Source organism: Stenotrophomonas maltophilia group sp. RNC7 (assembly GCF_030910085.1).
Classification (GTDB): Bacteria; Pseudomonadota; Gammaproteobacteria; order Xanthomonadales; family Xanthomonadaceae; genus Stenotrophomonas; species Stenotrophomonas sepilia.
Genome location: NZ_JAVFVN010000273.1, coordinates 1 through 13,714, shown reverse-complemented (window position 1 = coordinate 13,714; position 13,714 = coordinate 1). Strand labels below are relative to the sequence as shown.

Genomic DNA, 13,714 nt, shown 5'->3' with positions numbered 1-13,714 from the left:
TCCGAGCGACTCGGCCAACTCCACGGCTTGGTGCTTGAACTCATCGGTGTAGCTACGACGGGTGATACGGGACATAAGGGACCTCCAAGTGCGATCAAAGTATCGCTTCTTGGCGTCCGCTGACGGGGGGCCAGATCAGTCAGCCGCATGGATGCGGCTGCCAAGCCTCCACGGACGGATTCACGGCGTCCCCCGCGAACCCAACCCGCCCCGCCCAGCTCGCAGCAACCCAGAGCCGCTTTTGACGTCGCGGTTGCCGTTGCCTGCCGCAGGCAGCGCCCGCGGCCGCCGCCGCAAGCAACCCCCTTAGATCTTCTTCGCCAGCGACTCGGCCAGGCCGGTGTAGCTGCCCGGGGTCATCTCCAGCAGACGCTGCTTCGCATCCGCCGGCAGCTCCAGCTCCTGCACGAACGCACGCATCGACTCGGCCGTGATGCCCTGACCACGGGTCAGCGCCTTCAGCTGCTCGTACGGGTTCGGCAGGCCATGGCGGCGCATCACCGTCTGCACGGCCTCGGCCAGCACTTCCCAGGCCGCGTCCAGATCCGCATCCAGGCGCTGCGGGTTCACCTCCAGCTTGCCCAGGCCCTTGGCCAGCGAATCCAGCGCCACCTGGCTGTGGCCGAACGCGGTGCCCAGCGCACGCAGCACAGTGGAATCGGTCAGGTCACGCTGCCAGCGGCTGATCGGCAGCTTGGCGCTGAAGTGCTCGAACAGGGCGTTGGCGATGCCGAAATTGCCTTCCGCATTCTCGAAGTCGATCGGGTTGACCTTGTGCGGCATCGTCGACGAGCCGACTTCGCCTTCCTTCAGGCGCTGCTTGAAGTAGCCCAGCGAGATGTAGCCCCAGATGTCGCGGGCCAGGTCGATCAGGATGATGTTGGCGCGGCGCGCGGCATCGCCGATCTCGGCCACGTTGTCGTGCGGCTCGATCTGCGTGGTGTACGGGTTGAATACCAGGCCCAGGCCGGTCACGAAGCGCTCGGCGAAGGCCGGCCAGTCCACGTCCGGGTAGCTGGCGATGTGGGCGTTGTAGTTGCCGACCGCACCGTTGATCTTGCCGGTCAGTTCGACCGCGGCGATCTGCCGGCGCTGGCGTTCCAGGCGAGCGACCACGTTGGCCAGTTCCTTGCCCAGGGTGGTCGGCGAGGCGGTCTGGCCGTGGGTGCGCGACAGCATCGGCTGGCCGGCCTGGGCGTGGGCCAGGGTGCGCAGCGTGCTGGCGATGCCGTCCAGGGTCGGCAGCAGCACTTCACGGCGGGCCTGTTCCAGCATCAGGCCGTAGCTGAGGTTGTTGATGTCTTCGCTGGTGCAGGCGAAATGCACGAATTCCAGCGCCGGGGCCAGCTCGGAATCGTCCTTCAGCTGTTCCTTGATGAAATACTCCACCGCCTTGACGTCATGGTTGGTGGTGCGCTCGATCTCCTTCACACGCGCGGCCTGGGCCGGGCTGAAACGGGCGGCCAGCGCGCGCAGGCGGGCGACGGCGGCATCGGAGAACGGGGCCAGCTCGACGATGCCCGGCTCGGCGGCCAGGGCCAGCAGCCATTCCACCTCGACCGTGATGCGGGCCTTGATCAGGCCGTACTCGGAGAAGATCGGGCGCAGGGCGTCGACCTTGCCGGCATAGCGGCCATCGAGCGGGGACAGGGCGAGCAGGGCGGAATCGGACATGTCGGCAGGGCTGGGACGAGCGGCGGGGGCCATATTCTACGACGTGCCGGGCAGGCGTGCCCTGTAGAGCCGAGCCTACGCTCGGCTGCTCCGGGTAATCCAGCGCCCACGGGCCAGCCGAGCGCAGGCTCGGCTCTACAACACGGCCCTGCGGACGGAACGTTCTGGCCCGTCCTCGTCATCCCACGCTGCGGGCAAGGGAGTATCGTTGGCGCAGCCGCCAGCCCGGGAAGCGACACCCTGCCAGCCGCCGCTTCCCTTTCCCCAACTGAAGTAGTGCGGAGTTGATGCAATGAGCAAAGCTGCAAGCAAGGGTTTCAGAATCGAACACGACAGCATGGGCGAGCTGCAGGTGCCTGCAGACGCCCTGTGGGGCGCGCAGACCCAGCGTGCCGTGCAGAACTTCCCGGTGTCGGGCCAGCGCATGCCGCGCGGTTTCATCCGTGCCCTGGGCCTGGTCAAGGGCGCCGCCGCCGGCGTCAACGCCGAGCTGGGACATCTGCCGAAGTCTGTGGCCAAGGCCATCCAGGCCGCTGCTGCCGAAGTGGCCGCCGGCAACTGGGACGCGCACTTCCCGATCGACGTCTACCAGACCGGCTCGGGCACGTCGTCGAACATGAATGCCAATGAGGTCATCGCCACCCTGGCCAACCGTGCCGGCAAGGCGGGCAAGACCACCGTGCATCCCAATGACCACGTCAACCAGGGGCAGAGCTCCAACGACGTGATTCCGACTGCGCTGCGGGTGTCGGCGGTGCTGGCCACGCACGAACAGCTGCTGCCGGCGCTGGTGCACCTGCGCAAGACTCTCGACAAGAAGGGTCGCAGCCTGCGCAAGGTGGTCAAGACCGGCCGTACCCACCTGATGGACGCGATGCCACTGACCTTCGAGCAGGAGTTCGGCGCATGGTCGGCACAGCTGGCCTCGGCGCAGGAGCGCATCGAAGACAGTCTCAAGCGCGTGCGCCGCCTGCCGCTGGGTGGCACCGCCATCGGCACCGGCATCAACGCCGACCCGCGTTTTGGCGCGCAGGTGGCCAAGGCACTGAAGCAACAGACCGGTTTCAAGTTCGACAGCGCCGAGAACAAGTTCGAAGGCCTGGCCGCGCAGGATGATGCCGTGGAACTGTCGGGCCAGCTCAATGCACTGGCCGTGGCGCTGATCAAGATCGCCAATGATCTTCGCTGGATGAACGCCGGTCCGCTGGCCGGGCTGGGCGAGATCGAACTGCCGGCACTGCAGCCGGGCAGCTCGATCATGCCGGGCAAGGTCAACCCGGTGATTCCGGAAGCGACCGTGATGGCCTGCGCGCAGGTGATCGGCCACCACACGGCAATCACCGTGGCCGGACAGACCGGCAACTTCCAGCTCAACGTCACCCTGCCACTGATCGCGGTGAACCTGCTCGATGGCATCGGCCTGCTCGCGAATGTGTCGCGGCTGCTGGCCGACAGCGCGATCGCCGGGCTGAAGGTGCGCGAGGACCGCGTGGCCGAAGCGCTGGCGCGCAATCCGATCCTGGTTACTGCACTGAACCCGATCATCGGCTACGAGAAGGCCGCGGCCATTGCCAAGCGTGCCTACAAGGAACAGCGCCCGGTGTTGGACGTGGCACTGGAAGACAGCGGGCTGAAGGAGGCCGAATTGCGGCGCCTGCTGGATCCGACCGCACTGACCGCAGGTGGCATCCAGGCTGGCGGTGGTGGCGCCGGCGGTTGATCTGCTGGTTGTAGAGCCGAGCCCATGCTCGGCTCAGATTCCGGGCAGTAGCCGAGCATGGGCTCGGCTCTACAAAAGGAAACGCCGCCCTGGGGCGGCGTTTCTGCTTCAGCGACGGTCGGCGACGATGTTGCCGAACGTGTCGGTGTAATCCTTGAACTCGGGGATGCGCTGGATCAGGTCCGCCGGAATCACTTCCATGCCCTCCGGCGGCTGGATCTTCACCGGTTGCATGTTGGGATCGGCCGGGGCGGCGACCAGGGTGTTCTGGCGCAGCACCTGCAGCCTGCCGAACATCGTCTGCAGCATCTGCTTCTGCCCCTGGTCCAGCGGGATCTGGATCTCGTCCACCTTCATCGTGCCATCGCCGAGGATGATGATGTTCGGTGCCGGCGGGCGACGCACGGTCACCATGCCTTCGCTGACGGAAATCTTTGGCTTGCCGCGCTCGGCGCGGTGGTTGCGGTAATCCTTGTCACAGCCGACCAGGCCCAGGCAGAGCAGGGCGGCCAGCAGCAGGAACAACTTCTTCATGGCATTCGGTTCGGGGGCGTCCGGGGCCGCCATTGTAAGCCGGTCGGCACGCTACGGACGGCAGCGGGGCGCCGCTGCCGGCCGGGTGCGCTGATCTGTCACAGGCCTAGCGCTGGACCACGGTGTCCTTGCCGCAGTCGTCGACGTCACTCTGGTCCATCGTTGCGTAGGGCTTGAACGCCGGCAGCTCACGCGCCAGTGCCTGCTGGCTGGCCAGCATCGCCGGCATGCGGTTGCAGATGCGCTTGGCCTGGGCCTCGATCTTCTCGGCCTCGGCGTTGATCCGCTTCTCGATGCCTTCGCTGTCGCCGCTGAAAATGCCCTTCAGCGCTTCGCCGGCAGCGCTGGCGCCGAGCTTGGCGCCAGCCAGGCCGACATCCATGCCGTCCATTGCAATGGCGACGACGTGGCCGCGATATTCCAGCAGCCGTTGGCGCTGGGTTTCGTTGGCCGGCACGTCCTTGCCGTCGATCAGCAGGTGGCCATCCGGGGTGATCTCGGCACGCGGCTGCTTGTCGGCCGAGATCTTGATGTTGCCCTGAGTGATGTCCTTGCGGGCATCGTCCATGGCCTCCTTGACAGTCTGGCCGACCCCGCTGGTCGCGTCGGCCACGCTTTTGCCGACGGTGGTATCAGGCGTGGAGGACGTGCCGCCGCAGGCGATCAGCGGCAGACACAGCAGGGTGGCAGGCAGCACGCGCAGCAGATTCATGGCAGTTTCCTCGATCGGTCAGGTAGCGGTTACTTCTTACGGGGCAGGGTGACGGCGCCGCTGACGTTGCGGTGGCCGACATCGCCGCTGCCGCTGTGGTCGACGGTCAGGCTGCCGCGCACGCCATCGACCTGGATGTCCCCCGATCCGTGGCTGCGTACATGCACATTGCCGCCGATGTCGGACAGATCAACATCGCCCGAGCCGACCACACCGACCTCGACGTTGCTTTGCACGCGCTTGAACCCGATGTCGCCGGAACCGACCGTGTCCAGTCGTGCGTTGCCGCGGACATCGCTGATCTTCAGGTCACCCGAACCGACAGTGCCGGTGACCGCATCGCCACCGATGTTGCGCACCTTGACGTCGCCGGAACCCAGCGAGAGCAGGTTCAGCGAACTGCCGCCGTCAATGTCCAGGTCGCCCGAACCCACCGCTGCATGGATGCTGCCGCGGGTGCCACGCACGATGGCATCACCAGATCCGACGTCCACGCTCAGCGATTGTGCATTTTCCACGCTGGCATCGCCGGAGCCGACCTTGAACTGTAGCGGCAGGTTGTCCGGCACGCTGCCACGGATGTCCAGCCAGGCATAGCTGTTGCCCAGGCTGATGCCGCTCTGGCGGCCGTCGCGGCGCAGGCTCACCACCAGCTTGTCGCCCACCTTGCGCTGGTCCAGTACCAGCTGCTCCAGCCATTCCTGGCTGGACGCGCAGGCGCGGCCGTCCAACTGGCCGCCGCCGGCGCTGGCGACCACCTTCAGGTCATGCTGGTTGACCTCGAATACCACCGCTTTGGCACCGGCCACGTCCAGCTTCAGCGCGCGGGCAGCGGTGAACTTGCAGTTCGGAGCATCGGCGGCCAGCGCCGACAGCGGCAACAGCAACAACGCAGAACAGGCGAGCAGGGTACGCATGGGTGGTGCCTCCGGGTGGATGGAATCAGATCTCGCCGGCGCGCTTGCGCAGACGGATGGCAAGGACGATGAACACGGCGCCGACGGCAGCACCGATCCACAGTTCCGGCATCGCCAGTGACTTCAGCTGCGAGGCCGGCGACATCAGGCTGACCACCGATTCGAGGTCGCGACGCGTGCCTTCCTCGGCGCTGAGGCGATACACCAGGTCCGTGCCCGGTACGCCGCCCAGCAGCAGCCGGCCAACGATGTTCTGCCAGAACCAGCCCGTGGTCAGGCCGATCAGCGGCATCACCTTGGTGGTGCTGACGATGACGCCGGCGAACAGCGGCAGCATCACCGCCCACAGGAACGGCTTGCTGCGGGCCCAGGCCGAGCACAGCAGCAACCAGCCGGCGGTGGGCAGGGCCCACAGGGCGTAGACCGGGATCCAGGCCAGGTGGCCGGCGGCCAGGGTCAGCGGGCTGGCCGGGCCCCAGATCAGGGTCATCGGGCTGCCGCCGTGCATCAGCGCGACGATGCTGATCACCAGCATGAAGCCGAACATGGTGATGATGCCGGCGATCACCGCGATCAGTGGGGCCACGATCAGTGCGCTGATCACCTTGGACAGCACGGTCTGGGTATCCGACAGCGGCAGTGACTTCCAGAACAGGATGCTGCGGTCGCGGCGGTCGTCGTACAGGGCACCCAGGCAGTAGAAAAACACCACGAAGGCCAGTACCAGGAACGGCCAGGCCGAGCTGAGCACCAGGGTCAGGTCGAGGCCGTTGCCAAGGTCAGCCAGGTCCTTGGCACTGATGTCGCGGGTCAGCAGGGCCAGGTCCAGGCCGTTGATGTTCACGTCTTCGCCGTCGATGTGCAGGCCACCATCACGCGCGGCCCGGTGCAGGGCGAACAGGCCGAAGGCGATGCCGACGGTGCTCATCACCAGCGAGATCAGGCCGGCGATCAGCGGTGCATACAGGAAACCGCCACGGTTCTCCCAGTACTCGCGCTTGAGCAGCCAGCGCAGGGTGCCCATCGGGCTGACGGCGTGGTTGACGGCATTCATGCGTAGGTCCCCTTCATGATGGCGACGAACAGATCGGCCAGGCCCGGGCTGCGGGTCTCGCCAAGGGTGGAGAGCTGGGCGCGCGGCACGCCATCGAACAGCATCACGGTCTTGCCGAACGCCAGGCTGCGCTCGTCGATCGGCTTCAGCGCACGTGCGGTCTCCAGCTGGTCGGCGTTGACCAGCAGCTCGGTGTAGCGCTGGCCGACATCGTCCATGTCCGCGTCGAGCACGATGCGGCCATCACGGATGAACATGACGTCGCTGAGGATGTGCTCGATCTCTTCCACCTGATGGGTGGTGACGATGATGGTCTTCTGTTCGTCGAAATAGTCCTCCAGCAGGCGCTGGTAGAACTCCTTGCGATAGAGGATGTCCAGGCCGAGAGTGGGCTCGTCCAGCACCAGGATGCGGGCGTCGATGGCCATCACCAGCGCCAGGTGCAGCTGCACGATCATGCCCTTGGACAGTTCGCGCACGCGCTGCTTCGGTTGCAGCTTGGTATTGGCCAGGAAGCGCTCGCAGCGGGCGCGGTCGAAGCGCGGGTGGACGCCGGCGACGAAGTCGATCGCCTCGCGCACCTTCAGCCAGCGCGGCAGCACGGCGACGTCGGCGATGAAGCAGATGTCATTCATCAGCTCGTCGCGATGCAGTCGCGGATCCCGGCCGAGCACGCTCAGGTCGCCTTCCACCGAGGTGAGGCCGAGGATGGCCTTCAGTGCGGTGGTCTTGCCGGCGCCGTTGGGGCCGATCAGGCCGACGATGCGCCCGCTCGGAATGCTGAAGCTGGCGTTGTCGAGGGCTACCGTGGTCCTGTAGGCCTTGCGCAGGCCTCGCGCGGTGATGACTGGTTCGCTTGCAGTGCTGTTCATCAGACGTTCCCCTGGGGCAGCAATTCGTCAAGGCTCAGGCCCAGGCGCTGGATGCGCTCCAGCACCGCGGGCCATTCTTCGTTGAGGAAGCGCTCGCGCTCGCTGCTGCGCAGCTGCGTGGCCGCCTGCTCGGTCATGAACATGCCCAGGCCGCGGCGCTTCTCGACCAGGCCTTCATCGGCCAGTTCCTGGTAGGCGCGCGAAACGGTGATGGGGTTGAGTTGATAGTCGGCGGCCACCTGGCGCACCGAAGGCAGGGCATCGCCCGGCTTCAGGATTCCGTCGAGCATCATGGCGATCACGCGCTCCTTCAATTGACGGTAGATGGGAGCGCCGTCGCTCCACTGGATGTCGCTCATGTTCAGCTCCGTGGGGTCAGCGGCTGGGCGAACGAGAAATACGGCATGGACAGGGAGCTGTGCAGCCGACGCGGGGGAGGGGGGGAGGAAGCGGCGTTCCCGGCCGGTGCAGCGTTTGCATCCTGCGCACTGTCGGGAGAGGCGGGGGTGGTGGGCGTGGCCAGCCAGGCCAGCACGATCAGGGTCGAAACAGCAGCGGCCGCGGGGGCGGTAAGGTTGCGACGGATGCGGGCGTTCATGGCTTCCCCCTGTCTCAGGTGACTGGTGTTGTATGCAACTATAACACCGGCACGCCTGGGTGCAAGCCCCTGCCGTCCCCAACTGATGGCAGGGGTGGTCAAATTGCTGAAATATCCACTTATCCATTTGATTGGAAAGGGAAATAAATTTGAAGTAGGGGCTGATCCAGTTCCGCCTGCCATTCAGTGTTGTCCATGCTATGTCATCACTGTGCCGTCGTTGGTAAGGCCAGCGGGAAGACGCCACGCCGCGCAAAGCCGCTGGCGCTTGCCGCAACAAGGGGGGGGCGGGGGCGGTGCTATAGTTCGGCCGATTCCCGGCCGCTACCGGCCGGCCCTGTGAATGGCTACCGCGGACCGCTCTCGATGCCCCTGCCGACCGTTATCCCGCGCCGCCTGCGCGGCCTGTCCCTGCTGACCCTGCTGGTGGCCGGCCTGGCCGGTTCCGCCCATGTGCTGGCGGCCGATCTGCTGGACCTGCAGTACCGCCCACTGGCGAGCAAGCAGCAGGTCAACCTGCAGCAGCGCTACCACGGGCAGGTACTGCTGGTGGTCAATACCGCAAGCAAGTGCGGCTATACCCCTCAGTACGAAGGCCTGGAGGCGCTGCAGAAGCGTTACGCCGGCCGCGGCTTTGCCGTGCTCGGTTTCCCGTCCAACGATTTCAAGGGCCAGGAGCCCGGTGACGAAAAGCAGATCCAGGATTTCTGCACGCTCACCTATGGCGTCAGGTTCCCGATGTTCGAGAAGGTGCATGTCGTCGGTGCACAGGCGACGCCGCTGTACCAGAGGCTGACCGCGGCCACCGGCGTGGCGCCGGGCTGGAACTTCCACAAGTACCTGGTCGGCCGCGATGGCAAGGTCATTGCCCAGTTCGCCAGCAAGGTAACGCCGGACGATCCGCAGCTGACCGCCGCCATCGACAAGGCGCTGGCCGCAGCCGCCACGCATTGATATCCGGCACGGATGCCTCGACATCGACGGCATGCGTGCGACAATGTTTCTTTTCGCGCCGACGTCGGCGCCCAGACACTTCCAGGAATGCAGCGAATGAAGATGGGAATGCGCGGCGCCGCGGCGTCGGTTCTGATTCTGGCGATGGGCACTTCGGGTGTCGCTCTGTCGCAACAACCGGCTGCCCCCGCAGCCGCCAAGGAGACCGCAACCTTGAATTCCCCCAAGCAGAAGCTCGGCTACGCCATCGGCCTTGATGTCGCCAAGTCGTTCACCCCGATCGCCGATGAGATCGATGTGGCCGCGCTGCGCACTGCCGTGGAGCGTTCGTTCGAAGGCCTGCAGCCGCAGATCACCCAGGAACAGGCCAAGGCCACCGATGCCGCGTTGCGCCAGGTCGTGATGGCCCGCAGTGGCCAGCAGGTGCCGGGCATGGCGCCGGGTTCGCAGCCGCCGAAGGTCGATCGCGTCAAAGTGTCGCAGATGATCGGTTCGTACTCGGTCGGCCCGTCGCTGGCACAGCTGAAGGACGACATTGATGTCGCCTCGCTGTTTGACGCGATCAGCACAGGCCTGAGCAAGGGCCAGCCGAAGATGACGGAAGCTGACGCGACCGCCACCATCCAGGCCTTCATGGGCAGCAAGCAGGCCGAGATGCAGGCCAAGGCCGCCGCCGCTGCGCAGACCAACCGCGAGGAAGGCAACGCGTTCCTGGCCAAGAACAAGACCCAGCCGGGCGTCGTCACCACCCCGTCTGGCCTGCAGTACCAGATCATCCGCCCGGGTAGCGGCGAGCGCCCGCTGCCGAGCAGCAAGGTGCGCGTGAACTACGAAGGCAAGCTGCTCAACGGCACCGTGTTTGACAGCTCCTATGGTCGCCAGCCGGCCGAGTTCGGCCTGGACCAGGTGATCAAGGGCTGGACCGAAGGCGTCGCGCTGATGCCGGTCGGGTCGAAGTACCGCTTCTGGATCCCGGGTGAGCTGGCTTACGGTGAGAACGGCACCCCGGGTGGCCCGATCGGCCCGAATGCGACTCTGACCTTCGACGTCGAGCTGCTGGGCGTCCTGCCGTAAGCGACCACGGAGCCTGCACGGACATGCGCGTTGCGATTTTCGGTACCGGTTATGTAGGGCTGGTGACCGGTACCTGCCTGGCCGACGTCGGCCACCAGGTGGTCTGCGTCGATATCGACCAGGCCAAGGTCGATGGCCTCAACCAGGGCATCATCCCGATCTATGAGCCGGGCCTGGAGCCGATGGTGAAGGCCAACCACGCCGCGTCGCGGCTGGCGTTCACCACCGATGCCGCGGCCGCGATCGGCCACGGCCAGGTCGTGTTCATCGCCGTCGGCACGCCGCCGGACGAGGATGGAAGCGCCGATCTGCAGTACGTGCTGGCTGTGGCCCGCACCATCGGCCGGCACATGAGCGTGCCGACCGTGGTGGTCAACAAGTCAACGGTGCCGGTGGGCACCGCCGACAAGGTGCGTGCCGCCATTGCCGCAGAGTTGGCGGCACGTGGCGCGGACATCGCCTTCGATGTGGTGTCCAACCCGGAATTCCTGAAGGAAGGCGACGCTGTCGCCGACTGCATGCGCCCGGATCGCATCATCATCGGCGCGACCAGCGCCGAGTCGGTGGCGGTAATGCGGCGCCTGTACGCGCCGTTCAACCGCAACCACGACCGCGTGGTGGAAATGGACGTACGTTCGGCGGAGCTGACCAAGTACGCAGCCAACGCGATGCTGGCGACCAAGATCTCGTTCATGAACGAAATCGCCAACATCGCCGAACGTGTCGGCGCCGATGTCGAGCAGGTCCGCCAGGGCATCGGCTCGGATCCGCGCATCGGCTGGCATTTCATCTACCCGGGCGCCGGTTACGGCGGCTCGTGCTTCCCCAAGGATGTGCAGGCGCTGGCCCGCACCGCGCAGCAGGCCGGCCTGGAGCCGAAGCTGCTGAACGCCGTGGAAGCGGTCAACGATGCGCAGAAGGGCCATCTGTTCGCCCTCATCCAACGTCATTACGACAAGGGTGAAGACGAAGGTGTGCGTGGCAAGACCTTTGCCGTTTGGGGCCTGGCGTTCAAGCCGAATACCGATGACATGCGCGAAGCTTCCAGTCGTCGCCTGCTGGCGCAGCTGTGGGAAGGCGGCGCGACGGTGCGTGCCTACGATCCGGAAGCGATGCACGAGTCGCAGCGCATCTTCGGCGAGCGCGATGATCTGGTGTTCTGCAGCAGTGCCGACGAGGCGCTGCAGGGGGCCGATGCACTGGTCGTGGTGACCGAGTGGAAGCAGTTCCGCAGCCCCGATTTCCAGATGCTGCGCGAGCAGTTGAAGGACGCAGTGGTGTTCGACGGCCGCAACCTGTACGAGCCGGCGGATGTGGAAGCGGCGGGCCTGGCGTACTACGGCATCGGCCGGGGGCGCTCGCTGCATGTCTGATCTGCTGCCAACCGAACGCGAGCAGGCGCTGGAAGCGCGCCTGGTCGAACTGGAAATGCGCGTGTCCTTCCAGGAACAGGCGCTGGCCGAACTGAGCGATGCGCTGGCCGATGCCCGCATGCAGGGCATGCGCAACGCCGACGTGCTGCGCGTGCTGCTGGAAGACCTGGGCAAGGTCCGCAACGCGCTGAATTCTTCCGATCCGGCGAGCGAACCGCCGCCGCCGCACTACTGATCCGAATCCTATGAGCGATACCCTCCGCGACCAGCTGATGGGCCTGGGCTTCAAGCCCGCGCCCAAGCCCGAGCGCAAGAATGATGGCCCCCGCCGTGACGGTCGCCCGCAGGGCAAGGGTGGCAACGGCAATGGAAAGCCGCAGGGCGCTGGCAAGGGCGAGCACAAGCCCGGCGAGCGTCGTGGGCATGGCCACGGTCGCCCGGGCAAGCCCGGCCAGTCGCGTGGCCCGGGCCAGCAGGGCCCGCGCACGCCGCGCAGCGCCGAAGAGATGGATCTGGCCAAGGCCTATGCCATCCGCGCGCAACGCGAAAAGGAAGAGCGCATCGAGGCCGAGCGTCTGAAACAGGAAGAGGCGCGCGTACGCCGCGAGGCCAAGGCCAAGCTGGAAGAACTGCTGAAGGACAAGAGCCTGAACTCGGAAGCGGCCGACATCGCCCGCCACTTCCCGTATGGCGGCAAGATCAAGCGCATCTATGTGACCGCCGAACAGCTGACCGCGCTCAATGCCGGCGAGCTTGGAGTGGTCCAGCTCAACGGGCGCTACCTGCTGGTGACCGCCGACGTGCTGGCACAGTCCGAGGCGGTGTTCGCCCCGTCGGTGGCGCTGAAGGTCGATCCGAATGCGCCGGCCGAGGAAGATCCGTACGCGGATCCGCAGTACCAGGTGCCGGACGACCTGGTCTGGTAACTGCATCTGCTGCGTGATGAAAACGCCGGGCATTGCCCGGCGTTTTCGTTACCGGGTGCACGCAGTGCTGCGCCGCGCACGGATCAGCGGCAGGCTCAGCGCGAAGAAACAGAGCAGGGCGCCAATCAGGGCGAAGCCGCTGCCGGCCAGGAACGCGGTGCGGCCGTCGTCGATCTTCCACAGTTGGCCGGCAATGAGCGCGCCCAGCACACCGCCGACACCCGACGAGAATCCATAGAGCAGTCCCTGGCCGTGGCCGTTGAGACGACCGGGGAAGTAGGTCGCCAGCATCTGCATCGCTGCAGCGAAGAACGCGGCAAAACCCAGCGCGTGCGCGGTCTGCGCCAGCAGCATCACCGGCAGGTTCTCCGGGAACAGTGCGGTCACGGCCCAGCGCAGGCAGGAACTGACCAGTGCGATCAGCAGCATCCAGCTGGCGTCGTAGCGGCGGAAGAAGCGGCCGATGGTGAAGAACACGCCCACTTCGAAGACCACGCCGATGGTCCACAGCAGGCCGAGGGTGGTGGTGCGGTAACCGTGGTGGTCCATGTAGACCGAAAAGAACGTGTAGTACGGGCCGAACGACAGCTGTTCCATGAAGGCGGCCAGGAAGAATGCCAGCACCGGCGGTCGGCGCACGATCTGCCAGAAGCCGCTGGCATCATCCGCCGTCCTGCCGATGTCGCGCGCGTAGTGGTTGCTGAAGGCCGAGGCAACCAGCAGCACGAACAGGGGCAGCATCATCCACGGCAACAATCCGGCGTGGTTGCCGGCGCCATCGCCTTCGATCAGCCAGCCGAACAGGGTGACCACGGCGATGAAGCCGAGCGAGCCCCAGACCCTGATCAACCCGTAACGATGGCTGTCGTTGCCCAGGTGGGTGAGGGTGATCGACTCGAACTGCGGCATCACCGCGTTGTAGAAGAAGCAGAACACGATCATCGCCGGGTACATCCACGGCTGCGGCAGTGGCAGCAGGAAGGCAGCGAAGCTGAGCAGGGTCAGCATGCAGCCGACGCGCAGCAGGCGGATCGGTCGCGGTGATGCGGCCGCCAGCGAGGTCCAGGTACTGGGTGCGATCACGCGGGTGGCGTACCACAGGCCCATCATCACGCTGATCGCGGTCACGCTCATCCCGCGCGCGGTCAGGAACAGGCTCCAGTACGGCGTGAACGCGCCGAGCGCCGCGTAGTAGAACAAGTAGAAACTTGAGAGGCGGGCAACGGGAACGGTCATCGCGGGAATAATGCACGGTAGCGCCGGGCCATGCCCGGCGGACGGGAGATGACGCCGGGCATGGCCCGGC

At 66.0% G+C, this 13,714-nt stretch carries 15 protein-coding genes; 6 read left to right on the top strand and 9 right to left on the bottom strand.

What is annotated here, in order from left to right:
* Positions 1-306: 306 nt before the first annotated feature.
* On the bottom strand, positions 307-1,674 hold the full coding sequence (gene purB / locus RCF13_RS03790) for an adenylosuccinate lyase (protein WP_134969012.1): 1,368 nt from the start codon (positions 1,672-1,674) through the stop codon (positions 307-309).
* Positions 1,675-1,966: 292 nt separating this feature from the next.
* Here purB and RCF13_RS03785 point away from each other — a divergent pair, with 292 nt between their 5' ends.
* The gene (locus RCF13_RS03785; RefSeq protein WP_134969013.1) at positions 1,967-3,394 is read left to right on the top strand and encodes a class II fumarate hydratase; all 1,428 of its coding nucleotides are present in this window, start codon (positions 1,967-1,969) and stop codon (positions 3,392-3,394) included.
* A gap of 108 nt (positions 3,395-3,502) precedes the next feature.
* Here the strand turns inward: RCF13_RS03785 and RCF13_RS03780 are convergent, their stop codons facing one another.
* The 7 genes from RCF13_RS03780 to RCF13_RS03750 all read right to left on the bottom strand — a co-directional run bounded on the left by RCF13_RS03780 (position 3,503) and on the right by RCF13_RS03750 (position 8,081).
* Entirely contained in the window at positions 3,503-3,928 is a 426-nt protein-coding gene (locus RCF13_RS03780; RefSeq protein ID WP_061480101.1) for a hypothetical protein, read from the bottom strand.
* Between the two features lie 106 nt (positions 3,929-4,034).
* Positions 4,035-4,640: a hypothetical protein gene (locus tag RCF13_RS03775; protein WP_061480100.1), complete on the bottom strand. Its 606-nt coding sequence runs from the start codon at positions 4,638-4,640 to the stop codon at positions 4,035-4,037.
* Positions 4,641-4,669: 29 nt separating this feature from the next.
* Complete coding sequence (locus RCF13_RS03770) at positions 4,670-5,557, bottom strand: DUF4097 family beta strand repeat-containing protein (RefSeq protein ID WP_308140884.1); 888 nt, start codon at positions 5,555-5,557, stop codon at positions 4,670-4,672.
* 25 nt (positions 5,558-5,582) lie between these two features.
* The gene (locus RCF13_RS03765; RefSeq protein ID WP_134969015.1) at positions 5,583-6,611 is read right to left on the bottom strand and encodes an ABC-2 transporter permease; all 1,029 of its coding nucleotides are present in this window, start codon (positions 6,609-6,611) and stop codon (positions 5,583-5,585) included.
* Complete coding sequence (locus RCF13_RS03760) at positions 6,608-7,483, bottom strand: ABC transporter ATP-binding protein (protein WP_061480097.1); 876 nt, start codon at positions 7,481-7,483, stop codon at positions 6,608-6,610. Before RCF13_RS03760 ends, RCF13_RS03765 begins: the two co-directional genes overlap by 4 nt.
* Positions 7,483-7,842: a GntR family transcriptional regulator gene (locus RCF13_RS03755; RefSeq protein WP_005417481.1), complete on the bottom strand. Its 360-nt coding sequence runs from the start codon at positions 7,840-7,842 to the stop codon at positions 7,483-7,485. The genes RCF13_RS03760 and RCF13_RS03755 overlap by 1 nt, the downstream gene beginning before the upstream one ends.
* 2 nt (positions 7,843-7,844) lie before the next feature.
* Positions 7,845-8,081 carry a hypothetical protein gene (locus RCF13_RS03750; RefSeq protein ID WP_134969016.1) on the bottom strand — a complete coding sequence of 79 codons (237 nt, stop codon included), beginning with the start codon at positions 8,079-8,081 and terminating at the stop codon, positions 7,845-7,847.
* A gap of 366 nt (positions 8,082-8,447) precedes the next feature.
* Between RCF13_RS03750 and RCF13_RS03745 the strand changes: the two genes are divergently transcribed.
* From RCF13_RS03745 to RCF13_RS03725, 5 genes are all read left to right on the top strand, one after another.
* Entirely contained in the window at positions 8,448-9,035 is a 588-nt protein-coding gene (locus RCF13_RS03745) for a glutathione peroxidase (protein WP_134969017.1), read from the top strand.
* A 96-nt stretch (positions 9,036-9,131) separates the two neighbouring features.
* A complete protein-coding gene (locus RCF13_RS03740) occupies positions 9,132-10,109 on the top strand; it encodes an FKBP-type peptidyl-prolyl cis-trans isomerase (RefSeq protein ID WP_014037761.1) in 978 nt (325 codons plus the stop codon).
* Positions 10,110-10,132: 23 nt separating this feature from the next.
* Positions 10,133-11,482, top strand: a complete 1,350-nt coding sequence (locus RCF13_RS03735; protein WP_053499456.1) for a UDP-glucose/GDP-mannose dehydrogenase family protein — start codon at positions 10,133-10,135, stop codon at positions 11,480-11,482.
* The gene (locus tag RCF13_RS03730; RefSeq protein WP_005410256.1) at positions 11,475-11,717 is read left to right on the top strand and encodes a SlyX family protein; all 243 of its coding nucleotides are present in this window, start codon (positions 11,475-11,477) and stop codon (positions 11,715-11,717) included. Before RCF13_RS03735 ends, RCF13_RS03730 begins: the two co-directional genes overlap by 8 nt.
* Positions 11,718-11,727: 10 nt before the next feature.
* Positions 11,728-12,408, top strand: a complete 681-nt coding sequence (locus RCF13_RS03725; RefSeq protein WP_061480094.1) for a DUF2058 family protein — start codon at positions 11,728-11,730, stop codon at positions 12,406-12,408.
* A gap of 48 nt (positions 12,409-12,456) precedes the next feature.
* Here the strand turns inward: RCF13_RS03725 and RCF13_RS03720 are convergent, their stop codons facing one another.
* Positions 12,457-13,644 (bottom strand): MFS transporter, encoded by a 1,188-nt coding sequence (locus RCF13_RS03720; protein ID WP_061480093.1) that lies wholly within the window; start codon positions 13,642-13,644, stop codon positions 12,457-12,459.
* Positions 13,645-13,714 lie beyond the last annotated feature (70 nt).